The sequence below is a fragment of the Vibrio genomosp. F6 genome (assembly GCF_005146325.1).
In the GTDB taxonomy this organism is placed as follows: domain Bacteria; phylum Pseudomonadota; class Gammaproteobacteria; order Enterobacterales; family Vibrionaceae; genus Vibrio; species Vibrio cortegadensis.
In genome coordinates, this window is the sequence record NZ_SYUT01000037.1 from 13,324 (window position 1) to 39,776 (window position 26,453).

Annotated in this window: 23 protein-coding genes; 13 read left to right on the forward strand and 10 right to left on the reverse strand. The window is 41.5% G+C overall.

The window, feature by feature from the left end:
• Window positions 1–116: 116 nt before the first annotated feature.
• Together cysS and FCV43_RS14860 are read left to right on the forward strand one after the other, a co-directional pair.
• A complete protein-coding gene (cysS, locus tag FCV43_RS14855; RefSeq protein ID WP_017054712.1) occupies window positions 117–1,499 on the forward strand; it encodes a cysteine--tRNA ligase in 1,383 nt (460 codons plus the stop codon).
• Window positions 1,500–1,575: 76 nt separating this feature from the next.
• On the forward strand, window positions 1,576–2,154 hold the full coding sequence (locus FCV43_RS14860; protein WP_017054713.1) for a thymidine kinase: 579 nt from the start codon (window positions 1,576–1,578) through the stop codon (window positions 2,152–2,154).
• A gap of 177 nt (window positions 2,155–2,331) precedes the next feature.
• On the opposite strand, the gene FCV43_RS14865 is transcribed toward FCV43_RS14860, so the two are convergent.
• Together FCV43_RS14865 and FCV43_RS14870 are read right to left on the reverse strand one after the other, a co-directional pair.
• Window positions 2,332–3,168, reverse strand: coding sequence for an NAD-dependent epimerase/dehydratase family protein (locus FCV43_RS14865; RefSeq protein ID WP_136995646.1), 837 nt, complete (start codon window positions 3,166–3,168; stop codon window positions 2,332–2,334).
• Window positions 3,165–4,055, reverse strand: coding sequence for a LysR family transcriptional regulator (locus tag FCV43_RS14870; RefSeq protein WP_136995647.1), 891 nt, complete (start codon window positions 4,053–4,055; stop codon window positions 3,165–3,167). The genes FCV43_RS14865 and FCV43_RS14870 overlap by 4 nt, the downstream gene beginning before the upstream one ends.
• A gap of 92 nt (window positions 4,056–4,147) precedes the next feature.
• Here FCV43_RS14870 and FCV43_RS14875 point away from each other — a divergent pair, with 92 nt between their 5' ends.
• Window positions 4,148–4,570 carry a PACE efflux transporter gene (locus FCV43_RS14875; RefSeq protein WP_136995648.1) on the forward strand — a complete coding sequence of 141 codons (423 nt, stop codon included), beginning with the start codon at window positions 4,148–4,150 and terminating at the stop codon, window positions 4,568–4,570.
• Between the two features lie 70 nt (window positions 4,571–4,640).
• On the opposite strand, the gene FCV43_RS14880 is transcribed toward FCV43_RS14875, so the two are convergent.
• Window positions 4,641–4,877 carry a TIGR02647 family protein gene (locus FCV43_RS14880; protein ID WP_017054717.1) on the reverse strand — a complete coding sequence of 79 codons (237 nt, stop codon included), beginning with the start codon at window positions 4,875–4,877 and terminating at the stop codon, window positions 4,641–4,643.
• A gap of 297 nt (window positions 4,878–5,174) precedes the next feature.
• On the opposite strand from FCV43_RS14880, the gene FCV43_RS14885 reads away from it, so the two are divergent.
• Entirely contained in the window at window positions 5,175–6,557 is a 1,383-nt protein-coding gene (locus FCV43_RS14885; RefSeq protein WP_136995649.1) for a hypothetical protein, read from the forward strand.
• A 204-nt stretch (window positions 6,558–6,761) separates the two neighbouring features.
• Window positions 6,762–7,598 carry a formate transporter FocA gene (gene focA / locus FCV43_RS14890; protein ID WP_017054719.1) on the forward strand — a complete coding sequence of 279 codons (837 nt, stop codon included), beginning with the start codon at window positions 6,762–6,764 and terminating at the stop codon, window positions 7,596–7,598.
• Window positions 7,599–7,737: 139 nt separating this feature from the next.
• Here the strand turns inward: focA and FCV43_RS14895 are convergent, their stop codons facing one another.
• Complete coding sequence (locus FCV43_RS14895) at window positions 7,738–8,541, reverse strand: ABC transporter permease (protein ID WP_136995650.1); 804 nt, start codon at window positions 8,539–8,541, stop codon at window positions 7,738–7,740.
• 437 nt (window positions 8,542–8,978) lie between these two features.
• On the opposite strand from FCV43_RS14895, the gene torE reads away from it, so the two are divergent.
• From torE to FCV43_RS14920, 5 genes are all read left to right on the forward strand, one after another.
• Window positions 8,979–9,155, forward strand: a complete 177-nt coding sequence (gene torE / locus FCV43_RS14900; RefSeq protein ID WP_017054721.1) for a trimethylamine N-oxide reductase system protein TorE — start codon at window positions 8,979–8,981, stop codon at window positions 9,153–9,155.
• A gap of 45 nt (window positions 9,156–9,200) precedes the next feature.
• The gene (torC, locus tag FCV43_RS14905) at window positions 9,201–10,382 is read left to right on the forward strand and encodes a pentaheme c-type cytochrome TorC (RefSeq protein ID WP_017054722.1); all 1,182 of its coding nucleotides are present in this window, start codon (window positions 9,201–9,203) and stop codon (window positions 10,380–10,382) included.
• A 25-nt stretch (window positions 10,383–10,407) separates the two neighbouring features.
• A complete protein-coding gene (torA, locus tag FCV43_RS14910) occupies window positions 10,408–12,867 on the forward strand; it encodes a trimethylamine-N-oxide reductase TorA (protein ID WP_017054723.1) in 2,460 nt (819 codons plus the stop codon).
• Between the two features lie 258 nt (window positions 12,868–13,125).
• Complete coding sequence (efpL, locus tag FCV43_RS14915; RefSeq protein WP_017054724.1) at window positions 13,126–13,692, forward strand: elongation factor P-like protein EfpL; 567 nt, start codon at window positions 13,126–13,128, stop codon at window positions 13,690–13,692.
• Window positions 13,693–14,027: 335 nt separating this feature from the next.
• The gene (locus FCV43_RS14920) at window positions 14,028–15,767 is read left to right on the forward strand and encodes a glycoside hydrolase family 36 protein (RefSeq protein ID WP_136995651.1); all 1,740 of its coding nucleotides are present in this window, start codon (window positions 14,028–14,030) and stop codon (window positions 15,765–15,767) included.
• A 180-nt stretch (window positions 15,768–15,947) separates the two neighbouring features.
• Here FCV43_RS14920 and FCV43_RS14925 read toward each other — a convergent pair whose 3' ends face one another.
• Window positions 15,948–17,159 (reverse strand): putative manganese transporter, encoded by a 1,212-nt coding sequence (locus FCV43_RS14925; RefSeq protein WP_136995652.1) that lies wholly within the window; start codon window positions 17,157–17,159, stop codon window positions 15,948–15,950.
• Window positions 17,160–17,467: 308 nt separating this feature from the next.
• Here FCV43_RS14925 and FCV43_RS14930 point away from each other — a divergent pair, with 308 nt between their 5' ends.
• The 3 genes from FCV43_RS14930 to FCV43_RS14940 all read left to right on the forward strand — a co-directional run bounded on the left by FCV43_RS14930 (window position 17,468) and on the right by FCV43_RS14940 (window position 21,079).
• Entirely contained in the window at window positions 17,468–18,373 is a 906-nt protein-coding gene (locus FCV43_RS14930) for a manganese-dependent inorganic pyrophosphatase (protein WP_017054727.1), read from the forward strand.
• Between the two features lie 84 nt (window positions 18,374–18,457).
• The gene (locus FCV43_RS14935; protein WP_113795963.1) at window positions 18,458–18,847 is read left to right on the forward strand and encodes a DUF2750 domain-containing protein; all 390 of its coding nucleotides are present in this window, start codon (window positions 18,458–18,460) and stop codon (window positions 18,845–18,847) included.
• 279 nt (window positions 18,848–19,126) lie between these two features.
• Window positions 19,127–21,079: a hypothetical protein gene (locus FCV43_RS14940; protein WP_136995653.1), complete on the forward strand. Its 1,953-nt coding sequence runs from the start codon at window positions 19,127–19,129 to the stop codon at window positions 21,077–21,079.
• A 135-nt stretch (window positions 21,080–21,214) separates the two neighbouring features.
• On the opposite strand, the gene FCV43_RS14945 is transcribed toward FCV43_RS14940, so the two are convergent.
• Genes FCV43_RS14945 through sapA form a run of 5 tightly spaced genes read right to left on the reverse strand, consistent with a single transcriptional unit; the run spans window position 21,215 to window position 26,445 of the window.
• Window positions 21,215–21,997: a peptide ABC transporter ATP-binding protein gene (locus FCV43_RS14945; RefSeq protein WP_017054729.1), complete on the reverse strand. Its 783-nt coding sequence runs from the start codon at window positions 21,995–21,997 to the stop codon at window positions 21,215–21,217.
• Window positions 21,994–22,989 carry an oligopeptide/dipeptide ABC transporter ATP-binding protein gene (locus FCV43_RS14950; RefSeq protein ID WP_017054730.1) on the reverse strand — a complete coding sequence of 332 codons (996 nt, stop codon included), beginning with the start codon at window positions 22,987–22,989 and terminating at the stop codon, window positions 21,994–21,996. Before FCV43_RS14950 ends, FCV43_RS14945 begins: the two co-directional genes overlap by 4 nt.
• On the reverse strand, window positions 22,989–23,876 hold the full coding sequence (gene sapC, locus FCV43_RS14955) for a putrescine export ABC transporter permease SapC (RefSeq protein WP_017054731.1): 888 nt from the start codon (window positions 23,874–23,876) through the stop codon (window positions 22,989–22,991). Before sapC ends, FCV43_RS14950 begins: the two co-directional genes overlap by 1 nt.
• Window positions 23,863–24,825, reverse strand: coding sequence for an ABC transporter permease (locus FCV43_RS14960; RefSeq protein ID WP_017054732.1), 963 nt, complete (start codon window positions 24,823–24,825; stop codon window positions 23,863–23,865). Before FCV43_RS14960 ends, sapC begins: the two co-directional genes overlap by 14 nt.
• Window positions 24,826–26,445, reverse strand: coding sequence for an ABC transporter substrate-binding protein SapA (sapA, locus tag FCV43_RS14965; RefSeq protein WP_029203576.1), 1,620 nt, complete (start codon window positions 26,443–26,445; stop codon window positions 24,826–24,828).
• Between the last annotated feature and the right edge of the window lie 8 nt (window positions 26,446–26,453).

A 26,453-nucleotide genomic window follows, 5' to 3' on the forward strand; every position in this document is an offset into this window, starting at 1 on the left:
CACGTTAAGTGCTTAGGATCGCGGAAATTGGTGTTACCTAATAAGGACGGAGTTGATATACTGCGAGCTTATTATGTTCCATGTACTGTTTCACATACTAATTATAGATAGAGATCATGCTAAAAATATATAACACACTCACAAGACAAAAAGAGGAATTCAAACCAATTACTGCTGGCAAAATCGGCATGTATGTCTGTGGGGTAACCATCTACGATCTCTGTCACATTGGCCATGGTCGTACATTCGTTTCATTTGATGTTGTTTCTCGTTACCTTCGTTACTTGGGTTACGACCTAACGTTCGTTCGTAATATCACTGACATTGATGACAAGATCATTAAGCGTGCAGCTGAAAACGGAGAGTCTTGCGATTCTTTAACAGAGCGACTGATTGGTGAGATGCATCAAGATTTCGATTCATTGAACATGAAGCGTCCGGATGTTGAGCCACGAGCAACGGACTTTATTCAAGAGATTGTTGCATTAGTTGAAAAGCTTATCGAGCGTGGTTTTGCATACGTTGCTAGTAATGGCGACGTGATGTTTGAAGTAAAAAAATACGATGAATACGGCAAGCTATCAAAGCAAGATCTTGATCAATTACAAGCGGGTGCTCGTGTTGACATCGAAAGTGCGAAACGTAGCCCACTTGACTTTGTTTTGTGGAAAATGTCTAAACCGGGTGAACCAACATGGGAATCACCATGGGGACCAGGCCGTCCAGGTTGGCACATTGAATGTTCTGCAATGAACTCATCGATTTTAGGTAATCACTTCGACATTCACGGTGGTGGCTCTGATCTACAGTTCCCGCATCACGAAAATGAGATTGCACAGTCATGCTGCGCCCATGGTACTCAATATGTGAATACTTGGATGCATAGCGGCATGGTGATGGTTGACCGTGAAAAAATGTCAAAGTCACTAGGCAATTTCTTTACCATTCGTGACGTGCTAAATCACTATGATCCTGAGACTGTTCGTTACTTCTTAATGTCTGGTCATTACCGTAGTCAGTTGAACTACAGCGAAGAGAACTTAAACCAAGCACGTGCTTCACTTGAACGCCTATATACAGCTTTACGTGGTTTAGATTTATCAGCGGCTCCTGCTGGTGGTGAAGAGTACGTAACTCGTTTCTCTGCAGCTATGAATGATGACTTTAATACACCTGAAGCTTATTCTGTGCTATTCGACATGGCTCGCGATATTAACCGTATCAAAGCGGAGAGTGTTGAGAAAGCAAGTGGTTTGGGCGCATTGATGCGTGAACTTGCGGATGTGATCGGCATTCTTCATCAAGAGCCTGAAGCATTCTTAAAGGGTGATGCTGGAAGTGATGATGAAGTAGCGGAAATTGAAGCATTAATTAAGCTACGTAATGATTCTCGCGCTTCAAAAGATTGGGCGAATGCTGATATGGCGCGTGATAAGCTTAATGAGATGGGCATTGAGCTAGAAGATGGTGCGGATGGCACCACTTGGCGACGTAAGTAATAAACAATTTAAAAAGGGCTGTTTTTCAGCCCTTTTTTATAAATAAATTTTTTAATTATTAGACAGGAATATCTCTGTGGCTCAGATGTATTTTTACTACTCGGCAATGAACGCGGGTAAATCAACAACACTTCTACAATCTTCATTTAATTATCAAGAACGCGGAATGAATCCAGTCATTTTTACTGCTGCTCTCGATAATCGCTATGGTGTAGGTAAAGTCAGCTCACGAATTGGACTTCAATCAGAAGCTCAGCTATTTCAAGCGGACACCAACCTCTTTGATGCCATTCAATTATTGAATAGTGAAGAGAAGCGCCATTGTGTGCTGATCGATGAGTGTCAATTCCTTTCTAAAGAGCAAGTTTATCAGCTCACTGAGGTCGTGGATAAATTGCATATCCCCGTTTTATGTTACGGGTTAAGAACTGACTTTTTAGGTGAACTCTTTGAAGGAAGTAAGTATTTACTATCTTGGGCTGATAAGTTAGTTGAATTGAAAACAATTTGTCACTGTGGTCGTAAAGCAAACATGGTTATTCGTACCGATGAACACGGTGTCGCGATAGCCGAAGGAGATCAAGTAGCCATAGGTGGGAATGACAAGTATGTGTCAGTTTGTCGCCAGCACTACAAAGAAGCTTTGGGTCGCTAGAACACAACGTTAGGTGACATGCTTCAATCTCTATTTAGCTAGAGAGTTTATTCCTACTCTCTAGCTAAAATACGCGATGCAAAATTATGCTTCAGATTCTAGTCTTTAAATTTTAAATTCCCGCTTCTGTTTCCTCTCACTGACGATATAAACGCTCGACCTCAACCACTGTGCAGATCACAACGCATCAAGGGTGTGGTTGAAATGGAATTGATAGCCCAAATCCATCAATTTCTTCGATGAAATTCTTTTATCGGCAGTATTCACAATGTTCGGCAGCTTTTCGGTTGAGCCAACAGCATTGAGTGCAGCTTGGTAGAATTCAGCTTTGCTGACGGTTTCTGGGCAGGTTGCATTAACGATCTGATTACTTAAATGAGTCAAAGTGAATATTACGCTATCAATAGCATCCTCAAGGTGAAGCATATTAGCTGGAGCGGCTTGGCTGACCTGTTTAAGTTTGCTGGCAAAACGTGAAGGATGACGATTCGGTCCGATTAAACCGCTGCATCGAACAATGTCGAATTCAATGCCAGAATCAATCACATACTGCTCAGCTTGCAGCATGATCAACGCTGAATTGGAGAAGTGTGGGGCGGTTTGAGACAGTTTTAGCGACGCATCCTCCTCTGTCATCGTGGTATGAGTTGCCGGGTAAACCGTGGTTGAGCTAATCATGATGATCTTTTGTACATTCGCCTCTTTCGCTGCTTGGGTTAAATACTTCCAGCGTAGAGCGTACTCCTCACCGTTACCAGAACGAAACCCCGGAGGAAAACTGCCGATCAAAATATCACATTGTTGCGTCTGTAGATGGTGAACCAGTTGTTTATAATCGGAAGATAAATTGGATTCAGGAAGCAAACAAACAAATCCACGAAGGTCACTCTCGACCAGTGTGTCGACTCCAGTTTGCTGGGTTTTACTTGCGAAGACTTGGTGGCCTAGTCGTTTAAGGCGCAGTGCAAGGGGTTGGCCTAACCAGCCTGCACCGAGTATAGAAATAGTGCTCATTTTTCTTCCTTTTTAAGTAATGTTCGAAGCATTTGCCGCGCACGTTTGTGCATTGGTTCATTACTTTTGTTTTGATGCTGGATCACGTCTACATTGGCAAACCAAGTTAAGTTTTCAAATTCAACAGGCACTCGGATCAGGTTTGATTTAAGAGATGGATCCTCAGCGAGATGAGAAGGGAGTAAACACCAACCCAAACCACTTTTTGCCATTTCAAAAAGCATATAGTAATTGCCTGTATACCATATATCTGGGCTATGTGCTTGGTGGAAGCTGCTCTGTTTAGAGTCTCTTGAACTAATCAGCAATTGTCGATGTAGCCGCAGCATATCTATATGAGGTGCAACCTCTTGAGCTAAAGGGTGAGTATTAGAGACGTAAACATCAAAGGCAATCGAACCGACAGATTCAAAATCGATACAACTTGGCATTGATAATTCACTAAAAATGATGCCTGTTGTCGCCTGTCCTGATTGAACCATTTCAATAATATCAATGCTGGTCGCACTTAAGAGTTCAACTGAAAGCTGAGGATATTCATGATGAAGATCTTTGAGAATCGTTGTGATTTTTTGCAACGGGATCCCTTCATCTACTGCGATTACCAAAGTAGATGAGTAATGGTCCGTTAATGTATCAATCTTCCCAATTAGCCTTTTATGCTGAATAAGAGTGGCACTGGCATAGGGAGCAAGCTTTTTACCCTCTTCTGTCAATATTGGGTAGCGCCCAGATCGATCAAATAGCTCACAACCGCAATCAATCTCAAGATTAATGACATGTTGGCTGACGGCAGATTGTGCTTTTCCTAGTTTTCTTGCTGCGGCAGAGAATGAGCCTGTATCAATAGTTGCTTGGAAGGCTTCAAGTTGCTCAATACTAAACATATCGCTTTTCCAGATGGTATCTAATTATCTACTATCCGAATTATAGATGATAATACAGGCATTGAAACAACTGAAATCAATGGAATAAGAGAATGACAAATAAAGAAAGAATTTTTCATGCCGTTACATTTGAATGTATCGCATTGGCGCTGATTATCCCAGGAGCAGCACTCGCCACTGGAAATGCAGCTGGTGATTTAGCGATTGTCGGTGTTGCTCTTAGCCTATTTACCGTCGTGTGGAACTATATTTTTAATGTAATGTTTGACCGAATGTTTGGAAATAACAGAGCAGAAAGGAGCTTAGGAATTAGAGTCGGGCATAGCATTGCATTCGAAGGTGGTTTGATTTTTGTCACTGTGCCAACCATTGCATGGTATTTAGACATGAGCATATTGAACGCACTTGCGCTTGAAGCTGGATTCTTAGTGTTCTTTTTCTTTTACACTATGGTGTTCAATTGGGGATACGATAAATTCCAACCCTTTAAAAAATTGGCATTTGCCATTAAATAATGAGGATCGGTCAGATACAAAAACAGGGCAGCCCGTTAGGTTTGCCCTGTTTCGCGTTTAACTATTTTTTCTACGATGCGCTTAAGATACGTAGAACTTTATCTGCACTCTCTGCTGCTTCAATGCCTTCGTCAGTTAGGTAACCACCGTCTGGCAAAGTACATAAGTTTTTGCTGTAAAGACGTGCTACCGCGCCTTTTACTTCGTCAGATGCTTCGGCATGAACTTTGATCCCAGTTGCTGCGCTGCTTAGGTCAAATTGAAGAAGTAAGTTTAGTTCTGCGATGTGCTGTTCTGAGAATTTCATCTGAATACCTTTATTATTGATTTTCTACTTCCGTCACAATAAGTGCAGCGATATATATCTGCAATCATAATATCGAAAAAATGCCACATAACGCTAAATTGGCGCAGAATTGAACGGTCGATGAGTATAAATAGACCATGATGTGGTTAAATATTATTCATGCAACTTATGAACGGTTGTGGTCGTGAGCCTGCTTATATTATTATGGTTTAGTAATCACTCCAATAATAAATAAGATCTACCCAACGGAGTCGGAACAAGGATAGTATCTAAACGTAGCAGTAGTTAGGAATAATAATGAAAATCACAAAAACAGCAGTCGCTCTTTGTATGATTCTGGGTGTTTCGGGATGCCAAAGTACATCAGAATCAGTTGGAAGTAAGAGTGAAACTAACCAAGAAGGTGTCGAGCTGTTTACATCGGCATTTGAAGTATCACAAGCCCAATACCAAAAGTGGGAAACAGAGCTTCAAGGTTTCGAAGGCTTAAAAATCTATGCACCAGAAAATTTTTCTGAACTTAATTCTGCATGGAAAGAAGCGAGCGAGATTTATCAAGAATTACGAGTTGAACCAAGTAAAATAAATAAAAGCTATTCAATGTTTTCGAGTGAAACTTATGCTGAAGCTTTAACTGAACAGCTATCTATTGTTGAAGCTAGCTATCAAGCGTTGACGGCACTGAAAGCAAAGGCGGATACCATTTTAGCTGATGCAATAGCGCAGATGGATTACCTTGAAACAATCGAAGCGGATAAAATCTACAACCGTCAATTTAATTCACTTTATCGTAAATATAAGGCGTTATTTGAATACGTTGTAGTTGATGAGTTAGAAGAAGCTCAAGAGGCCCAAGTTGAGTTTCTGAATCAAGCTAAATCACTTGAAATTAAAGTGGTACAGAAAAAATTTATTCAACCATTAAAAGTGCGCTTAGTTCAATTAAGAAAAAATGACTTGAACGACATTGCTGTCACCAGCTTTGCTACTGCGACTGCTCAAATAAAGCTTGCTGAAAGCACAGTGACGGCAAATCCAAGAGATTTAAAAAGCATTGAAGGCGCAGTTGCGGCAGCAAACTTTGAGTTAGAGCATGTAAAAAATGTGGCTCACCAAGTTAAATTATTGGCGAGTGTTGAAGATGAACATTTTGAACCCGCCGTTCTGGAAATAGAAAATCGTTTACTGGCAATATCTAAGGCTGTGGATGGTTCTGATTATAGAGATCAGGTTTTACGTGTTCAGGCTAAGAAGATTGTTGCAAGTATAGAAAACTTGCATAATGAAGATCAGACAGAATCATTACAAAAACAACTTAAAGTGTTAACGAGCGAGTTAGCGGAAGCTAAGTTACAAAATGAACGTAACGTCACTCTCTTAGCAGAGCAAGTGAAACAGAAAGATCTATTAACATCACAAGTGTCTCGCAGTGAAGCTCATATACAGAGTTTAGAAGAGCTTGTGGCGAATTTTAAGAGCCAAGCGGCACAAACAAAGCCTGAACCGGAAGCGATACCGGCAGACAGTGCAGTGAACGCTCAAGAAGATGCGCCACTTGAAACAGAAGCTCAACAAATTGTAGAAACGCCTCTTAGTGAAGAGGTTGCTGTGACGCCTAATGTTGATCTGTTGCCTAAAACATCAAAGGTGGCTAAAGATATAGTGGCACCTTCAATATAACATCTTGTTATTGATCAATTGATTACGGCACCTTTATGGTGCCGTTTTTATTTCTATTGAGATATTTTTATAATATTTAAAATGAGATATAAGACCGAAAATAAACATTTTTAGTAAACATGCGAATTACGTCTTGATGTTCGACGAAAATAAGAGGATTATCCGAATCCCTCTATTTGTATCAATATGTAACCGGTGTTTGAAATGAATCAATTTGACTCTTTATTACCTCCACAAATGGCAGAACGAGCTGCAGAAGTTGGTGTCGGTAAAGCTACGAAAGATCCCATTAAATCTTTTTTACTGGCTATCACCGCGGGTTTGCATATTGGTATTGCTTTTGTGTTTTATACCACGATCACGACTGGTGCTGGCGATCTTCCTTGGGGGTTAACTCGTTTCATGGGTGGCGTAGCGTTCAGCTTAGGTTTGGTTTTGGTGATAATCACGGGTGGCGAGCTATTCACCAGTTCCGTTTTAACATTAGTCGCAAGAGCGAGTGGCAAGATCTCATGGGCAAGTTTATTTAAAAACTGGGTTGTGGTTTACGCTGGTAACTTGATTGGTGCTCTTTTGCTGGTGGGCATTATGCTTACTTCTAAACAATACATGTTCGACCATGGTCAAGTTGGTCTCAATACTATGCTGATCTCTCAACATAAGCTTCACCATGGTTTTTGGCAGGCAGTGGCTCTAGGCATCATGTGTAATGTATTGGTTTGCGTGGCGGTGTGGATGACATTCAGTGGGCGCACCTTAACGGATAAAATCATCGTTATGGTTTTACCTGTCGCTATGTTTGTCTCAGCGGGTTTCGAGCACTGTATCGCCAATATGTTTCAGGTTCCAATGGCGATTGGAATTAAGAATTTTGCTTCTCCAGAATTTTGGCAAATGACGGGGATGAACCCCGCTGATTTTGCAGATTTGAATATGATTGGTTTTATTATCAACAACCTAATTCCTGTTACCCTTGGTAATATTATTGGGGGTGGGATTTTCGTTGGAATGGGCTATTGGCTGATCTATTTAAGAGATTAACCCTTACACGATATGAGCAACCCGCATTAACTGCGGGTTTTTTATTATATGAACAGTGTAGCAATATGATTTTTGGATGTTTTTTCTAATCTTATCCACAAAAGCTGTGGATAAAAGCATTAAAATTAGGTGAGTAACTCTAATTTTGATCTTGTTGATGGATAAATTGGATCTTTATTCGTCCTTGCTGCGTAAAGGTTTGGCGTAAGCAAAGCTGTAAAGTGAGAGTGATGGAGATCGACATCATGACGAAGATGGCAATCATAATCATCAGTTGATACTTAATGGCGACCATTGGACTTGCCCCTCCTAAAATCTGACCTGTCATCATTCCTGGAAGTGTGACCAGCCCTGTTGTTGCCATAGAAGCCATAATGGGAGCTAGCGATTTTTGCATGGCTGAGCGTATAAAACCATTAGACGCATAGTAGGGATGTGCACCCAGTGAGATCGCTGCTTCATATTCACTCTTACGTTCATTCAATGAGGTGAAAAAATTCTGTAAAGCGACAATGTTTCCACTAAGTGAGTTTCCTAAAAGCATACCCGCAATTGGAATGACAAACTGTGCACTATAGAGCGGTGTCGGTTGGATAATGACTAGGCATAATAAGATCATTAGGGGGCCTAACCCAACCGTTAGACCTAAGCATACCGGCAGAAACAGTGGCCGTTTAGGTAGCGAGGACTTACTCAATATCGCACTTGAACCAATTAAAATCATCAATATGACCCATGCGGTATTAACAATAACGTTATTCAAATGGAATAGGTATTCTAAATAAAATCCTATCAGAACTAGCTGCACTACCATCCTGATGATGCTGATCCCGGCTTCTTTGCCAAGCCCGAGTTGAAAGTAACGGTTGATTGCCAAAGGAATGCTTAATGTTGTACAAAATAAGCTTAAATCCCACCATGAAATTGCCACAATTCCTTCCATTATTCATCTCCATTTTTCCCGCAGTTATCATACAATACTTGTTAAATTCTTCAGCGAAAATTCATTGATTTAAAATTCATTTAAGGATGAAAATTGAACATTTCCCGGTCAATGCCTACTCTATTTACAGGTTGATTATTGCTAATCCTTAAGTGTTAGGTGGTCTTTGTTGCATATTTAAGTGTGGCATTTGTGTAAATACTTAATGACTTTGCAACAATATTAAATTGATATATTTGTTCACATATTTACACATAAAAAAGTAAAAATACACAACTCGGTATGACGTCAAAAAAGTACGGAATAACAAGGTTTATCAGCGGTAATTCATTGAACCTTACCATTTGTATGGTCTAAAATTTTCACTAGAAATAGAAAAAAGTTTGGCTCATCCATAGAGCCTTCCGAAATTACTAAATACAAAATAGGCAAAATGTATGAGTGATGTTAATAAAATCGAAAGTAGCGAAAAACCTTCGTTGGAATGGAAATCTTTCCTTTTCATTGCTGTGGTTCTCTTTCCAGTATTGAGTGTTGCATTTGTTGGTGGTTACGGCTTCCTAGTATGGGCACTTCAAGTGTTCGTGATGGGTCCTCCTGGTGTTCACGGTTAAATCTGCCCGACCTTTTAATGCAACCAATTTTTAAGAGAGCAAATCATGAAATCCTTAATTTCTAAACTTTGGACGACAATGACTCGTCCAGCTGTGCACATCAGCTTAGGTGTGCTGACCATGGGCGGCTTCATTGCTGGCGTGATCTTCTGGGGTGGTTTTAATACTGCTCTTGAAGCAACCAATACAGAAGAGTTCTGTGTAAGTTGCCACACCATGCGTGATAACGTTTATGTAGAACTACAAGAGACGGTACACTGGAAAAACACATCTGGTGTTCGTGCCACTTGTCCTGACTGTCACGTTCCTCACGAATGGACCTCTAAAATCGCTCGTAAGATGCAAGCTTCTAAAGAAGTATTTGCTCAGATTTTTGGCGATTTAGATACGCCAGAAAAATTTGAAGAGCGTCGTATCGAATTAGCAAAACACGAATGGGATCGTTTCTCTGCAAACAAATCTCTAGAGTGTAAAAACTGTCACAACTACGATTCTATGGATTTTGAAAACATGCGCCCTACCGCTCGTATTCAAATGAAGAATGCGGCAGAGCGTGACCAAAGCTGTATTGATTGTCACAAAGGTATTGCTCACAACCTTCCTAAGGATATGGACAGTTCAGGCGGTATGATCAATGAGCTTGAAGCATTAGCGTCAAATACGGATTACTCAACAGGCAAAGACATTGTGAGTGTTCGTCACCTACCTGTTTACGAAGATGCAGAGATGACAGTAGAAGCTGGTCTTCTAAACCCAGCATCAAACGTGAAAGTGATTGCTGATAAAGGCGACATGATCCAAGTTGAGATTGCTGGTTGGCGTAAAGCGAAAGGCTTTGGTCGTGTAATTCAAGAAGACTTCGGTCTGAACATTGCGGTTGCTTCTCTTCTAAAAGATGCGGCACTTAGCGATGAAATTGTAGAAACATTCGAAAGAAAAGAAGACGATATGACTGGTCTTCCATGGCAACGTGTTACTGCGAAAGTTTGGATGAAGAAAGAAGCGATGCTAGGTGATATTACTCCTATCTGGGAAAAAGCAGAGCAAGCTTACAAAACGAACTGTTCTGTATGTCACACACAGCCAGATGAAGCTCACTTCACTGCTAACGGTTGGCCAGGTATGTTTGACGGCATGCTAGCGTTCGTAAACTTCGACAGAGACAGCGAAGCTCTTGTCTTGAAGTATCTTCAGAAGCACTCTTCAGATTTTTCTGAAGGCCACTAATAAGCGTTGGATGGAGTATTAAAACATGGCTATTACACGCAGAAGTTTTCTTAAAGGTGTAGCGACGACAAGTGCCGCATCTGTTATTGGTCCAAGCTTATTGGCATCAACAGCACACGCAGCAGAAACAACAGGAACGTGGAAGGTTTCAGGTTCTCACTGGGGCGCGTTCCGTGCTCACATCTATGCTGGTAAAGTTCAAGAGATCAAACCGCTAGAACTTGATTCACATCCGACAGAAATGTTGAATGGTATCAAAGGCATCATTTACAGCCCGTCACGTGTTCGTTACCCAATGGTACGTCTAGATTGGTTGAAGAAGCATAAATACAGCGGCGAAACTCGCGGTAACAACCGTTTCGTACGTGTGACTTGGGATGAAGCGTTAGATTTGTTCTACCGTGAGCTAGAGCGCGTTCAAAAAGACTACGGTCCTTGGGCTCTGCACGCTGGTCAAACTGGTTGGCGTCAAACTGGTCAGTTCCACAGCTGTACCAGCCACATGCAACGCTCAGTGGGTATGCACGGTAACTTCATTACTAAAGTAGGGGATTACTCTACGGGCGCAGGTCAAACGATTCTGCCGTACGTATTAGGTTCTACAGAAGTATACGCACAAGGTACATCTTGGTCTGAAATCCTAGAAAACAGTGACAACATTGTTCTTTGGGCTACCGATCCAGTGAAAAACCTACAAGTAGGTTGGAACTGTGCGACTCACGAAGCATTCCCTTACTTAGAGCAATTGAAAGATAAAGTCGCGAAAGGCGAAATTAATGTTCTTTCTGTTGACCCTGTGAAAAACAAAACACAGCGTTACTTGAACAACGACCATATGTACATTAACCCACAAACTGATGTGGCGTTCATGATGGCAGTGGCGCATGTTCTTTATAATGAAGATCTTTACGATAAGAAATTTATTGAAACTTACTGTTTAGGTTTTGATGATTTCATCGCCTACGTGAAAGGCGAAACCAAAGATAAGATTGAAAAAACGCCAGAATGGGCGGCTGAAATCTGTGGTGTTGATGCTGATAAGATCCGCGAATTTGCACGCATGCTGGTTAACGGTCGTACTCAATTGCTATTTGGTTGGTGTATTCAACGTCAAGAGCACGGTGAGCAACCTTATTGGGCAGGTGCGGTAGTAGCGGCTATGGTTGGTCAAATTGGCCTACCTGGCGGCGGTATCTCTTACGGTCACCACTATTCAGGTATCGGTGTTCCTTCTACTGGTTTTGCGGCTCCTGGTGGTTTCCCACGTAACGTGGACCAAGGTCAAAAACCTAAGTGGGATAACAACGATTTTAACGGCTACAGCAAAACAATCCCTGTTGCTCGTTGGATCGACTGTCTACTCGAACCTGGAAAAGAGATCCGCTACAACGGCTCTAAAGTGAAACTGCCAGATTACAAAATGATGGTAATTTCAGGTAACAACCCTTGGCATCACCACCAAGATCGTAACCGTATGAAGCAAGCATTCCAAAAACTTCAAACGGTTGTGACGGTTGATTTTGCATGGACAGCAACATGTCGCTTCTCTGACATCGTATTGCCAGCATGTACTCAATTTGAGCGTAACGATATTGATGTTTACGGTTCTTACTCTGGTCGTGGCCTATTAGCTATGCATAAGCTTGTCGATCCTCTGTTCCAATCTCGTACAGACTTCGAGATCTTCACAGAGCTATCTCGCCGCTTTGGTCGTCATAAAGAGTACACTCGTGGAATGGATGAGATGGAGTGGGTACGTTCACTTTACTCTGATTGCCGTGATGCAAACAAAGGTAAGTTTGATATGCCTGAGTTTGATGAGTTCTGGGAAAAAGGCGTACTAGACTTTGGTACAGGCAAACCTTGGGTTCGCCATGCTGATTTCCGTCAAGATCCTGAGATTAATGCACTAGGTACACCTTCAGGTTTCATCGAAATCTCAAGCCGTACTATCGATCGTATGGGTTATGAGCACTGTCAAGGCCACCCAATGTGGTTCGAGAAAACAGAACGTTCACACGGTGGTCCAGGTTCTAAGAAGCACCCATTCTGGTTGCAATCTTGTCACCCAGACAAACGTCTTCACTCACAAATGTGTGAATCAGAAGATTTCCGTGCAACGTATTCTGTACAAGGTCGTGAGCCTGTTTACATCAACCCAGTTGATGCGAAAGCGAAAGGCATTAAAGATGGCGATTTAGTTCGCGTATTTAACGACCGTGGTCAGTTGATGGCAGGTGCGGTAATTTCTGAGTCTTTCCCTCGTGGTGTGATTCGTATTGAAGAGGGTGCATGGTACGGTCCTCTAAATGAGAAACCAGGTGCAATTTGTACTTACGGTGATCCAAATACGCTGACGCTAGACTTAGGCTCATCTGAACTTGCTCAAGCGACATCTGCGAATACTTGTATCGTAGACTTTGAGAAATTCAAAGGTAAAGTACCGCCAGTAACATCATTTGGTGGTCCAATCGAAGTGGCATAAGCCGTTCTCGATTAGTAAGTCATAAGTAGTAAGTAACAAGCGAAAGTCCGTCTAGCTCTATCAATAGAGCGTGGCGGGCTTTTTGTTTATGTGTCAAAAAGTAAAAGTGTCAGTGAACCTGTGATTGTTCTATTTTTAGTCAAGTTGACGAAAACCGTATTTTTTCCGCGAAATATGCGTGAGTTTATGCAGCAAAAGCTTGTCAATAATTGAGATCATGGTAATTTTGTCCCACATTCATTTTTAGGATTATTTGATATGCCAAAGGCAAGTGATATTAAAAAGTTCGCCGCAATCGAACATAATGGTAAAGTTTTTCTTGTTAAAGAAATCAACAAGTTAACGCCAAGTGGCCGTGCGGGTGCAAGCCTTTACAGAATGCGCCTTTATGATGTAACAACAGGTGCAAAAGCTGATGAGAGCTTTAAAGCCGATGAGATGATTAATCTTGCTGACTTTAGCCGTCGCCAAGTATCGTTCTCTTACATTGATGGTGATGAATACGTGTTCATGGACAATGAAGACTACACACCATACAACTTCAACAAAGATTCAATTGAAGAAGAGCTTTTATTCATCACTGAAGAAGTTCAAGGTCTTCAGGTGCTTATGGTTAACGATAGCCCTGTAGCTATCGAACTACCTTCTGCAGTTGAACTTTTAATTGTTGAAACAGACCCTTCAATCAAGGGCGCGTCTGCAAGTGCACGCACAAAACCTGCGACTCTAACAACAGGTCTAACAGTACAAGTTCCTGAGTACATTGCGAACGGCGATAAAATCAAAGTTAACACTGCCGATCACAAATACATGAGCCGCGCATAATCGCAGCCAACAGTATTTACGTGAACTAGCATCACGGACAGCAGACACATTTAGCCATTTTGGATCTTTTTCAAAGTGGCTTTTTTATACCAAATATTCAGTTCGAAGGCATAAAGACCCTACATATTTGACATCATATTGACTAAATTATCGGCAAGTATCCTCATTAGATTTATACTCATTAGAAGTTTGGCAAATCTTAACTCAAAGCGTGATCAAGTTAGTATTTAGTGCATTTGTTCAATTAGACAAAGATCAATCTTACATGCTCTAATCGAATCTTAATTCATGCATATGCAGTTGTATTTTGGGCGTTTACGCTATTTGGTGTACCTATGAGAGAAATTATTACGTTACCTTGCTCACGTGAACTTGAGCCGATTCAGTCTGATGTCAATTGTCGACATGAAGACAAACAAATTTGGTTTAAATACATAGGAATTCATAACTCACCACTACCTACCTATTTTCCCCTGATCCAGACCAGCTGCAATTTTGAACGCAGTGCGACAGTTATTGGCGATGGATTTCAGATGTTGGCTCAAACTGGTGGTACCGTTGACCAACCGATTGATATTGGTCGTTGCCCTGATAACGATGCCAGTTACCGAATCTACCCTCAAAATGCAGCCAAGCGGTATTACAATTATTTGGTTCTTGAAGAGTCGAATGGCTATACCCTGTTTGGTTTTACAAGTTGCCAACGTTTCGCCGGTTTTTTTGAAATCATCGAGGGAGAAAATGGGCTGGAAATAATAGCCAGTATCGATGGTGAAGGCAGCCAACCGCAAACATGGGAAAATAACAATCTCGAATCCATCACCATCCTAACTGGGTCATCCTTAGCCGATCTGTACACTGAATATGGTGAACTGATTGCGCAGCACCATAAGCCGCGTTTAGGTGTCAATCAGAAAGCGCCGGTCGGGTGGTGTTCTTGGTATGCCTATTATGCTGAGGTCACTGAACAGAATATTCAGCTTAATGTTGATCATATGAAGGGTGATTTAGACAATCTTGAATGGGTGTTGCTCGATGATGGTTACCAAGCCTTTATGGGGGATTGGTTAACGCCATCAGACAAATTCACTAATGGTGTAAAAGAGCTGATTCAAAGTATTAAAGAAAAAGGAAAGAAACCTGCGATCTGGATGGCGCCCTTTATTGCTCAGCCAGAATCTGAGGTTTTCCGTAATCATCCAAACTGGTTTGTGAAAGATGAGCAAGGCAACTTACTAAAAGCTGAAGATGTCACTTATGGTGGCTGGAGATGCACACCTTGGTATATTTTGGATACTTCTCATCCAGAAGTGAAAGCACATTTGACTCATATCGTAAAAACGATGCGTGAAGAGTGGGGCGTTGAATTATTCAAGCTTGATGCTAACTACTGGGGAACGTTGAAAGGTAAGCGTTATCAACCCGGCGTAACAGGTGTTCAAGCTTACCGAATGGGGATGGAAGCGATTGCTAAAGGGGCTGGTGATGCTTGGTTGCTTGGGTGTAATGCACCAATGTGGCCATCGTTAGGTTTAGTCGATGCCATGAGGGTTTCTGATGATGTAGAGCGACACCCTCATCGGTTTGAACAAATAGCGAAAGAGACCTTTTATCGAAGTTGGCAGCATCGCAAACTCTGGCAGATAGATCCAGATTGCGTCACATTAACCTCTTTACCGAACCAAACGACAGATCGCAAAAGTTATAATTTTCATCGAGATGTTTGCCTCGCAAGTGGTGGTTTACTGCTGTCTGGTGATCCACTGCCAGAATTAACTCCCTATGCTCAGCGTTCGTTGAGTAAGCTGATAATAAGGCATAAACATAGCCAGCAAGCGGCCGAGTTCTCCTCATTATCATTAAATCACGCCGTACTGAATTTAACAGAGCATAATCATCTTCATTGCTTATTTAACTATCATGGTGATGAGAAAGAGTTCACATTGGCTTCTGATCATCCAGTGCATTGGTATCACTATTGGACAGGTGAAAAACTGAGTGAGCAACCGACTCAGATTTTCCAATTTACGTTACCCGCAGGATTGACGAGCCTGGCAATTGTCACGGCAGAGTAACGATGGCCTAAAGACCTATTACTTTTCGGTTCCTTAGTGAATCGGAAATAATTAATGTTGAAATAGTTAATATTGAAAAAGCGAATAGCAGCCATATCAGTGGCTGCTTTTTTATCGCAAGAACGAAATTTTAGATATTGAATCTCGAACTTGGAACCAATTTCTAAAACAGAGTTGGCCTTAAATCTCGAACAAAAAGTAGTATCCATAGCCAACAATGAGAGCGGGTATAGCGGAATATAGAGTGGCGACCATGGCTGCTTTTGGAGCGAGAGCTATCGCTGGAAACAGCGCATCGCCATCATTTGAAATCGCATTAGCAATTTGGGTGGAGAAGGGGACTGCTCCTGAAATGTACATGCTAGTAATTAAGATTTGAGGCCCACATCCGGGTAACATTCCAACCGCGAGTCCGATTAGAGGCATAAAAGCTCCCCAACCAGAAAATGCGCTATGGAGATCAACTTGCGTAAAGTACGTCGTTAATTCAAAAACTAGGAAGGCGATAATCACCCATGCACTTACAAAGTTAGTGTCTTGTGCAGCCTTTTGAATTGGGTGGGAGGTGATACATTTTTTGTCTTCCGAAACTGTCGACTCATAATCATGAAGTTCTTCTGTCAAAGCCCAAAGACTCATTGTTGTCACTGATAGCATGGCTCCAATCCACTCGATGGAAAGGTCAGGTAGAGAAAGCAGAGCGTTGATATCAACTTGAAATGAGCCTAAAACCGCAATTATGCTCGCGGGAACCAATAACCATTTCCAAAATGCTCCTTGCAGGTTAATTGCCCTTTGTTGCAGTGGAGATGGCTTGAGTTTTTTCGAGCAGGTAGACAGCGTGCTGCTTAGTTTCTTTTGGAGTTCGGGACGTAAAAAATCATCGGCGTGAAAATGGTTTACGACTAAACCTGAAATGGTTCCGACAATCACCCCTAATATAATAATGCCGAACCCTGTTGAAGGTTGGCTAGCAAGCAGGAGAAATGCCGCATCTCCCATTGTAGAGGTTAACACCGCAACAATAGCGCCAAACCCTACGCGACCACTGACAAATTGAGTGGTGACAACAATAGCGCCACCACACCCAGGTAACGCCCCTAGCAGCGCAGAGAAAAAAATCTGATAGTGTCTAGAGCCTTGATATAGTTTAGTAATCTTATTGGTTTTACTGATAAATTGAGAAATGTAGTGATAAATAGCAAGAGTCAATGCCACATAGCAAGATACCGCCCAGAAAGCATCAGATAGTGTTGCAACAGTAATATCTCGTGTATTCTCAACTGAGAGTAAAGTGATCAGGGCAATGGGCAGAATCAATCGCTTATGAGAGATTTTAAACTGAGAGACAGAAAACAGTCTTGTTGATGATAGATGCTTGAGTAATTCCATAATACTGACCAATTCAAATGAGACTGTAATTACTATATACGAATGAGAATGGTTATCAATATTAATTGTCAAATTTGGAGAAACAGCCCTACACTTATTAGTGAGAATAAGTATGTTTCGGCAATCAACCGATTAATAAGATGGATCTTAAGAGATTCTCTGTTTGTTTTTTGAACATTTTTTTACATGATTAATTCGCCCAAACTCATGATCTGATCCAAAAAATCAGGTAAAGTATCGCCCATTGTGAGAATTTGCTTATCTACATTGTAGGTAGGTTATAAAAATAGATATTGATAGGAAGAGAAATGATTCTAGTTGTTGGTCATAAAAACCCAGATAGCGATAGTATTTGTAGTGCACTAGTAGCGACAGAGCTGCTTAAAGCTCGTGGTCTTGAAGCGCAACCAATCCGTCAGGGTGAAATCAACCGTGAAACACAGCACATTCTTGAAGTGGCTGGAGCGACGTCTCCTGAGCTTCGTACTTCAGTGGCGGGTGAAAAAATCTGGTTAGTCGATTATTCAGATCTTGCTCAAGCACCGGATGATGTGGCTGACGCAGAAATCCTAGGCATTGTCGATCACCACCGTTTAGGCGATGTGATGACGGTAAACCCAATGGAAGCTTGGATCTGGCCTGTAGGTTGTACTAACACCGTTCTATTCAATATGTTCAAAATTGAAGGACATGCTATTTCTCAACAAATTGCAAAATTAATGATGTCTGCGATTCTTTCTGACACAGTAGGCTTTGCGTCTCCAACATGCACGCAAAAAGATAAAGATGCGGTTGCTGAACTTGCAGAAATTGCAGACGTTCAAGATGTTGATGCGTTTATCAAAGATCTATTGATTGCGAAAACAAACATCGAAGGCCTTTCAGCGGCTGAATTGGTAGAGAAAGATTTAAAAGGTTACCCGTTTAACGGCCGTGACGTTGTCGTTGGTCAAGTTGAGCTTGCAACACTTGAGCAAGTAGACGGTATGATTGAAGCGCTTGAAGCTGACCTTGTTCGTCGTTGCGAAGAAGACAAATTGGCTTTTGCTGCTGTGATGCTGACGGATATCACCACGGCTCAAACTCGACTTATCTACAAAGGTGAGTGGGCTGAAAAATTAGCGAAGCACGAAGTTAACGGCATGCTAATGATGGAAAATACTCTTAGCCGTAAAAAGCAAGGCTGGCCTTGGCTTCAAGGTGAGCTAGTTTAATTACAAACTACTATTAGAGATTAGAAAGGGGTTGGCGTAATCGTCAGCCCTTTTATTTTTTAAATCTTCAATCGAGAACTCGTTATGTCAAAGTCTTTAGATGCTTCACAAATTGATGCCATTAATAAATACGACGAAGAAAAGCGTTTTAAATACTGTGTTAAAGAGATCGTTGCAAACCGTGAAGTTTGGATTCTAACGGATGAGCACGGTTGTGTGATGCTAAATACAGAAGAAGAAGATTGTGTGCCAGTATGGCCAAATCAAGAATTCGCTCAAGCGTGGGCCACTGGTGAATGGGAGGCTTGCAAAGCAGAAGCTATTTCACTTAACAAATGGCACAGTCGCTGGACCGTCGGATTAGAAGATGACGAACTGGCTGTTGTTGTTTTTCCAAATGAAAAAGAAGAAGGGGTAATTTTGTTCCCTGATGAATTTGATTTTGAACTTAAAAAACAAGCGTCACGTCGCTAGTTAAACATGAGTCAAAACAAGATATTATTGTTGTCGATTGTTTAGATCCAATAGGTGGAGATGCGTCTCTATTTATTGGATTACATTGCGTTAATTAAGTTTTATATCATTAGTGATATTTAATAAAATAAATTAAAATCAATAAGTTAGATCCTAATTCCATTCTGTAAACATATTTTCATCGCCTATTATTATTGCCGCTAATATCACTGTGAAGCATCAGATTGAAGTTCAACTCAGTATTGATCTTAAGCTACTTTTTACAGCAGGAATAATAATATGAAGAAAAATCCCCGCCAAATTAAAAGATGGTCAAAAAACTTGATCACGACAATAGGATTGACCAGTTGCACCCTTATTGCGAATGCCACTTACGCACAAGATGTGATGACGATTGACCAGCCTGAAAACTATATTCATGACGTATGGTTGCGTGATAATGACAGACTAAACCACTTTACTAGCAAAACCTTTTATCCTTCAAATGTACTAAGAATTACAGCAACAGATGACTATCTAACTCTGTTCAATGATGCGCCACTTGTGTTCACTAATATGGTGTATGTTGCAAAACTGGCCAATGGTACTACCGTTGATCTTTTAAATGTCTCTTCACTGCCTGCGATTTCAGAACTCCGTTTTACACACCCTATTCATTCTGGATTCTTAGAGTACCAAATAACAGGCACTGAAGAGTTGGTCACGCTAACAGCAGATGATTTTATTGATGCTACGTATGACTACATTCCACAAGATAAAGATCAGCAAAATGCTCGTCCTAACTTATCGACTATCTCATTTAAATTTAGATCTCGATTATTTCATCAGGAGGACTTCAAATTAACTTCTAGTGTTAAATGGCGTCCAGAAACGCCCAATGCGATGAGATATATGCTTGGGGCTATTATTAATTGGTCGAAAATTGTAGGTTCAGAAGAATTTGAGCAAGCATGGATGGATACCCCATTCTTAAATGTGAAAGCGGCTAACCCTGCATATAAATGGAATACTGAAACTGATTATGCCGAGTTAAGCGAGAAAGGGCGAGAATACTATGACGAGGCTTTTTCTCGTTATGATCATGACTATGGCAAATTCTATTCAAATGATACAAAAGAATGGCGTTTGAACACGCTGCGTTCACGGTATTATAACTACACAGAAACTGGCGGCGGAGGCTGGGGAGGCGGTGCCACGCTAGGTGTCAGTGCAGCAAGAGGCTTTTTTAATGGACATTTCTTGTATGATGAACGAGCTGCTGAACATTATGACGCAAAAAAATGGTATGGCTTACCCGATCAAAATGGGACAAACACAACAATATTTAATCATGGCATGGAGATCTACTCACACGAAGCGGGTCATACAATCGGTGGTGGTCACTATGATAACTTCTGCAACGAATACAGTGATTGGGGTATAAACCCACTAACCAAAATTTTCTTAGCTGGCTTTATTAAAGATGGGAAAATGTTAATCAATGAAGACAATATCATTGAACGTAATTTGCTTTGGGAGTCCAATAGAAAAGATAAACGACCGAATTCAGCCGCTCCATTTAATAACTCATGGCAGCCAATAGAATGGGGTGGTATATGGGGGCATCACAATATAGAGCTACCATATCCAAACAAAACAATGGATATAGATTCGAACTATATTGAATTATTTAGGAAGTATGTTGAAGCCCATAATGAAGGGAAAGGCTTGGAGTACTTGAAAACACTTCCATTTAACCAAGATGTTAAATATCACCCAGAAGGTGCCCCAAAAACGGAGTTATCTGATTTCCAACGCCAAGGTAAATATACTCAGTTTGGTGAGCGGACACTTACCAATGTGGCGCTAAATAAGCCAGTAAGTGCAACGACTGCCCGTAGTCATAGCCCTGTAGTGAATTCAGTGGATGGTGATACATCGACACGATTTATCTCTAGTAGGAATCAAAATCAAGAGCTAACGATTGATCTGACAAAAGAAACAGCGGTAAGATCAATTGTCGTACATGGTGTAGAGAGAGAGCGCTACAAGCACAGAATGAATGGTGCCGTAGTTAGTGCGTACGATGAAAGCCATAATTTGATTTGGCAATCTGAACCAATGGCAGTGCAAGAAGGGGATGAACAAGTGTTTGTTTATAACTTTGCTGCGCCATTGGCAAACGTCTACTACGTTAAATTCCGAACGGATAGCAAAAATATTGAAGTGAATGAAATTGAGGTATTTGAATAGGCTTACTGAACGGTAACTTTCCGATACCTATAGAAAGTATTCATTAACTGATAAACCCCTGTTGGCAAGCTAACAGGGGTTTTTACTATTGATAACCTAAACCTAAACCTAGATCTTAATACAGAGATTTTGGCGTTAATGATTTGGCGCTTTATAGAAATGGCTTTCAACCAAACGTTGGGTAATTTGGTGGCTTGGGTTGGTCAATACCTCGTGAGTGTCGCCAGATTCAACAACTTCACCTTTATCCATTACCATAATTTGGTCGGTAATATGTTTCACGATCCCAATATGTTGAGAGACATAAATAAAAGAGACGCCCATCTCTTCTTGAAGTTCAAGAAATAGGTTAATGATCTGCGAACGCATCGCCATGTCCAAACCATTAAGAGCTTCATCTGCAACAATAATGGAAGGTTGAAGGATTAACGCTCTTGCCAAGCATACTCTCTGCTTCTGGCCTGTTGCGAGCATTTGCGGATAGAAATAAGCATGCTCTGGCAGTAGACCAACTCTTAGCAACGTGTCTTTCACGCGGCGCATTCTCGCTTCAGGAGGCATATTGGTATTTCGCTTCAGAGGCCCCTCAAGAATTCGACCAATTTGAATTCTTGGGTTCAACGACGTATTCGGATCTTGGAAGATCATTCGTATAAGCTTGCAGCGCGTTGAATAATCTTTGTGTTCTAACTTTTCGCCATTGACACGAATTTCGCCTGAGGTTGGTTCAATCATTCCCGAAAGCATTCTTGCAATTGTCGATTTACCCGAGCCATTTTGACCGATAAAACCTATCGTTTGACCCGCTTCTAAGCTAAAACTTACGGGTTTAACAGCCTGATGTATTTTCTTTCGAAATAGGCCTGAACGCGTTACGAAATCTTTTGAAAGACCGTCAACTTCAAGTAATGCACTCATGATTTTTTATCCATGTTGAGTGGGAAGTGGCAACTGAACTTATGATTTTTGATTCGTCTTGCATAAGGGATTTCAACACATTGTCTTTGTGCGTATGGACAACGAGGCCCGAGTCGGCAACCAATAGGCAAGTGCTGAAGGGGTGGTATTGAACCAGGAAGAGATTGAAGTTTCTCTTTGTGTGGGATCCACTCTCCAAAATCGGGCATCGCCTTAAGTAAAGCAACCGTATAAGGATGTTTCGGTACATCAAGGATTTTTCTTGTATCGGCAGACTCAACCGATTGCCCACAATACATAACCGTAATGCGGTTGGCCCATTGGGTGATGGTCGTTAAATCATGGCCAATAAGAACAATCGTTGTGTTATTAATTTGGTTCATACGGCTCAGCAAACGCAAAATCTGAGATTGAGTGATTGGATCTAAGTCGTTGGTTGGTTCATCAGCAATCAATAATTTTGGCTTGGTTGCAATCGCCATCGCAATCATGATTTTCTGACACTCACCATCCGTCAATTCATATGGGTAGCTGCCCATAATTCGAGTATGTTCTTTTATGCCCACTTTATGCAGCAGTGCAATGGCTTGCTTTTTACGCCATTTGAAACGCTCCCACCATTTGCCATCAAATGACTTTGAAGGGATCGATTCGATCAATTGCTTGCCAACTTCTTCGGAAGGGTCTAGGCATGTTGAGGGCTCTTGGAATATCATCGCAATATCTCGTGAAATGACTCTTCGACGCTCTCTTGGGGTGAGTTGCAATAGATCAATACTGCCCATGCGCATGCGGTCAGCCGTCACTTTCCAATTATCTTTACATACACCAACAATGGCTTTTGCGACTAAGCTTTTTCCTGAACCTGACTCTCCCACAAGCCCACGAATTTCACCTTCATTCAAGGTTAAACTCATACGATCAACCGCCTTAACGGTTCCTTGAGGCGTTTCAATTTCGATCGTTAAATGTCGAATATCTAGTAATGGCATTATTCGATTCCTGCATTAAGAGCTTGTCGGACACCTTCACCAACTAAGTTAATGATAATAACCGCAAACATGATCGCAAGACCTGGAAGCGTGACAGTCCAAGGTGCAAGGTAGATGAGTTCAACAGAGTCACCTAAAATTGCCCCCCATTCTGTGCTTGGGGCTTGAGCGCCTAAACCTAAGAATCCTAGAGCGGTAATGTCTAAAATTGCGATGGAAAGTGCCAACGTACTTTCGGCGGCGATGACAGTTAATACGTTAGGTAAAATGGAGTTCCACAATAGGTAAAAGTCGTTTGCACCGTCGAGTCGGGCTGCCATGATGTAATCTTTTTCAACTTCGTTATGTACAGCAATATAGATTGAGCGAATAAACCGCGGAACAAGAGCTAAACCTATCGCAAGCAGAATGTTGAACTCACCAAAACCAAGGAAAGCTACAAAAATAATCGCAAGTAACAGAGACGGTATAGACATCACGGTATCAAGTAGGTGATTGAGCGTACTTGAAAGTAACCCTTTAGTCATACCGGCAAACACACCAACAATGCAGCCGATGACTCCGGCAATGGTGGTAATGATGATAGCTGCGCCAAATGTAAGCTGAGAACCGATGATCAGTCGCGACAAAATATCTCGCCCTAGATCGTCTGTACCTAGAAAATATTCAACGGTTCCAGCAGGGTTCCAAGATGGTGGAATGAGCAATTCCCCCGTTTGAGCTTGTGCATCATGAGGGGCTAGCCAAGGAGATAAAAGAGTGACTAAGATTAAAAATAGCAGGCACCATAGACCAAACATCGCCAAACTGTTGGCTTTGTAGCTGCGCCAAAAACGCTCAAATTGCGTTGGAATCTGTTCTTCTTGATAAACACTACTTGTTAGCATACCACTCTTTCCTTACTAGAGGGTTGATCATCGCACCCACAAGATCTGACAGAATATTTGCAGTGAGAACTAGAGTTGCCACGACGATCACGCCCGCCTGAATAGAGACATAATCTTGATTGGATAAAGCATCAAGCAGCCAACGACCAATTCCGGGCCAATTAAAAATGGATTCAGTAATAATCGCCAGCGTCAGCATACTTGATAGTTGCACACCAAATTTAGGAATGATTGGTGGAATGGCGTTTCTGAGTACATGTTGAGTAACGATTTCGTGGCTTGTTAGACCTTTGATACGTGCGGCTCGAATATAGTTTTGAGTCATCACTTCCGCGACCGATGCGCGCATAAGACGAATAACTTGCGTTGTCGGCGCTAATGCCAAAACCAAGCAAGGCAAAATCATATGCTCTAAAACACTTTGCAAGGCATGAGCACGGTAATTACCTTTTGCCATGAATGCATCGATGATGGCGAAACCTGTAACATGGTCAATTTCGTAAAGTAAATCGTAACGCCCAGCGACAGGAAACATTTCAAAGTGAAGAGAAAAAACCATGATCATGAGTAGGGCAACCCAAAAAATAGGCGCAGAGTAACCAGACATAGAGGTGAATGAGATTGCGGTATCAATCCACTTGCCTTGACGCATTCCTGCTAACGTCCCAAGTGGAATACCCACAAACAGTGAAAGAATAAAGGCGACTAAGCATAATTCCAGAGTTGCAGGGAAAACAACCGCTAATTCCGTGCTGATTAAAACACCGCTTTTATTCACGCCAAAGTTGAGTTGGATGAGTTCTTGAATGTAGGAGAACCAACCTAGCCAAAATTCTTGTAGCGCCCAGTGAGACGTTGTATCTAGACGAAGGAGTGAATAACCCACGATGGTTAATATTGCTAAAGTAATGATAAAGAGATTAAGCCTACGAACCGTATACCAAAACATCTATTCGCTCCTCTCGACTAAATCAAATGGTTGAACGTTAAAAGGATTGACGCGAAAGCCAGATAACGATTTATCATGCACTTGGAATTGAACACCGTGAGCGAGAGGAATGACTGGGAATTCTTCATTCAAAATATTTTGAGCCTGTTTATATAGATTAAAGCGATAACGCTGTTCATTTGCCTCTAAAGCTAGATCGAGTAAAAAGTCAAAATCAGAATTACACCACATTGAAACATTCAGCCCAGCACGTTCCGAGCCGCATGAAAGAAGAGGGCGTAAAAAGTTATCAGGATCACCCGTGTCACCAATCCAGCCAGTTAAAAGCAAGTCGAAATCCGAAATGTTGGTTAATTCTGTTCGATTAAAACGATCATCCGTTAACAGATTAAGCTTAATGCCAATATCGGCAAAATTAGCCTGTATCAACTCGGACGTCTTACGTGGGCTAGGGTTGTATGCTCTCGGTTCTAGAGGAACCCACATAGAGAGTTCAAGGCCAGAGTCAACCCCCGCTTCTCGCAGTAAAGCCAGTGCGTAATTCTTATCGTAGCGAATTTGGACGGTATCTTTTTGGTAAGCCCAAGAGTTCGGTGGTAGTAGAGTGTATGCCTTGCTACCTGTTCCGTAATACACTGAATCTAAAATATTTTGACGGTTGATAGCCAGATTTAACGCTTTTCTTACGCGAGGATCATTCAATGCTTCATGAGTGGTATTTAACGCTATAAAAGAGACATTCATTGCGGGCTTTGCGGTCAACTCTAAATCCGCTTGCTTTTGGATAATAGGGATCTGGCTTGAAATCGGCGAGCTTAAAACATCGCACTCTTTACGCAGTAATTTGGCGAGAGTTCCTGTGCCTCTATGGGAGATGTCAAACACCACTTGATCCATTTTTACCTCACCACGCCAATAATTATCGTGCTTTTTAAGACGGATCAAATCATTGACTTGGTATTCATCTAAATAGAATGGCCCACTTCCAATAGGGTGCGAATCTATCTGGTTTTTCTCATCTTTTGCAGCCAATTCACGCCCATATTCGGCGGAAAGAATAACGGAATGGCTGGTCGAGATATTGGATAAAAATGAATTATCAGCACGGCTTAGCGTAAATTTAACCGTGTGTTCATCGAGCGCTTGTACATCAACAAGAAGATTTTGGAAATCAAGACTAGTGAACCAAGGATACGCACTCTGACCAACAAGGTGAAAAGGGTGGTTAGGATCAATAATACGTCGAAAACTGAATACCACATCATTGGCATTCATAGCACGAGTAGGAGTAAACCAATCTGTTGTTTGGAACCAAACATTATTACGTAAGGTAAACGTATACTCAGTGCCATCGTCATTGGTTGTCCAACTGGTTGCGATGTTTGGCGTAGGTTGAAGTGTTTCAGGATCAAGCTGAAGCAGAGTATCAAATATCTGTGGGCTAAGTGCATCGGCAGTGATGCCACTGTCGATCAGTTGTGGATTAAAGGTACTAGGGTTACCTTGGCCACAAAATACGAATCCGTTCTGACGAATTTCGTTGTGGTCAATCTCTTCACCACAGCCAGAAAGTAGGCTTAAAGTGAATAATCCAAAGGTAAGTTTTAAGAGTGCTTTCATAGAAAGAA

What these genes read in the sequence shown, in the direction of transcription:
- FCV43_RS14880 (WP_017054717.1), bottom strand. Translation starts at nt 4,877, where the DNA reads ATGAAATTCTCAGAACAGCACATCGCAGAACTAAACTTACTTCTTCAA.
- FCV43_RS14930 (WP_017054727.1), top strand. Translation starts at nt 17,468, where the DNA reads ATGATTCTAGTTGTTGGTCATAAAAACCCAGATAGCGATAGTATTTGT.
- torA (WP_017054723.1), top strand. Translation starts at nt 10,408, where the DNA reads ATGGCTATTACACGCAGAAGTTTTCTTAAAGGTGTAGCGACGACAAGT.
- efpL (WP_017054724.1), top strand. Translation starts at nt 13,126, where the DNA reads ATGCCAAAGGCAAGTGATATTAAAAAGTTCGCCGCAATCGAACATAAT.
- FCV43_RS14885 (WP_136995649.1), top strand. Translation starts at nt 5,175, where the DNA reads ATGAAAATCACAAAAACAGCAGTCGCTCTTTGTATGATTCTGGGTGTT.
- torE (WP_017054721.1), top strand. Translation starts at nt 8,979, where the DNA reads ATGAGTGATGTTAATAAAATCGAAAGTAGCGAAAAACCTTCGTTGGAA.
- sapC (WP_017054731.1), bottom strand. Translation starts at nt 23,876, where the DNA reads ATGCTAACAAGTAGTGTTTATCAAGAAGAACAGATTCCAACGCAATTT.
- FCV43_RS14950 (WP_017054730.1), bottom strand. Translation starts at nt 22,989, where the DNA reads ATGCCATTACTAGATATTCGACATTTAACGATCGAAATTGAAACGCCT.
- FCV43_RS14960 (WP_017054732.1), bottom strand. Translation starts at nt 24,825, where the DNA reads ATGTTTTGGTATACGGTTCGTAGGCTTAATCTCTTTATCATTACTTTA.
- FCV43_RS14895 (WP_136995650.1), bottom strand. Translation starts at nt 8,541, where the DNA reads ATGGAAGGAATTGTGGCAATTTCATGGTGGGATTTAAGCTTATTTTGT.
- FCV43_RS14920 (WP_136995651.1), top strand. Translation starts at nt 14,028, where the DNA reads ATGAGAGAAATTATTACGTTACCTTGCTCACGTGAACTTGAGCCGATT.
- FCV43_RS14940 (WP_136995653.1), top strand. Translation starts at nt 19,127, where the DNA reads ATGAAGAAAAATCCCCGCCAAATTAAAAGATGGTCAAAAAACTTGATC.
- sapA (WP_029203576.1), bottom strand. Translation starts at nt 26,445, where the DNA reads ATGAAAGCACTCTTAAAACTTACCTTTGGATTATTCACTTTAAGCCTA.
- FCV43_RS14865 (WP_136995646.1), bottom strand. Translation starts at nt 3,168, where the DNA reads ATGAGCACTATTTCTATACTCGGTGCAGGCTGGTTAGGCCAACCCCTT.
- FCV43_RS14870 (WP_136995647.1), bottom strand. Translation starts at nt 4,055, where the DNA reads ATGTTTAGTATTGAGCAACTTGAAGCCTTCCAAGCAACTATTGATACA.
- FCV43_RS14935 (WP_113795963.1), top strand. Translation starts at nt 18,458, where the DNA reads ATGTCAAAGTCTTTAGATGCTTCACAAATTGATGCCATTAATAAATAC.
- cysS (WP_017054712.1), top strand. Translation starts at nt 117, where the DNA reads ATGCTAAAAATATATAACACACTCACAAGACAAAAAGAGGAATTCAAA.
- torC (WP_017054722.1), top strand. Translation starts at nt 9,201, where the DNA reads ATGAAATCCTTAATTTCTAAACTTTGGACGACAATGACTCGTCCAGCT.
- FCV43_RS14945 (WP_017054729.1), bottom strand. Translation starts at nt 21,997, where the DNA reads ATGAGTGCATTACTTGAAGTTGACGGTCTTTCAAAAGATTTCGTAACG.
- focA (WP_017054719.1), top strand. Translation starts at nt 6,762, where the DNA reads ATGAATCAATTTGACTCTTTATTACCTCCACAAATGGCAGAACGAGCT.
- FCV43_RS14925 (WP_136995652.1), bottom strand. Translation starts at nt 17,159, where the DNA reads ATGGAATTACTCAAGCATCTATCATCAACAAGACTGTTTTCTGTCTCT.
- FCV43_RS14875 (WP_136995648.1), top strand. Translation starts at nt 4,148, where the DNA reads ATGACAAATAAAGAAAGAATTTTTCATGCCGTTACATTTGAATGTATC.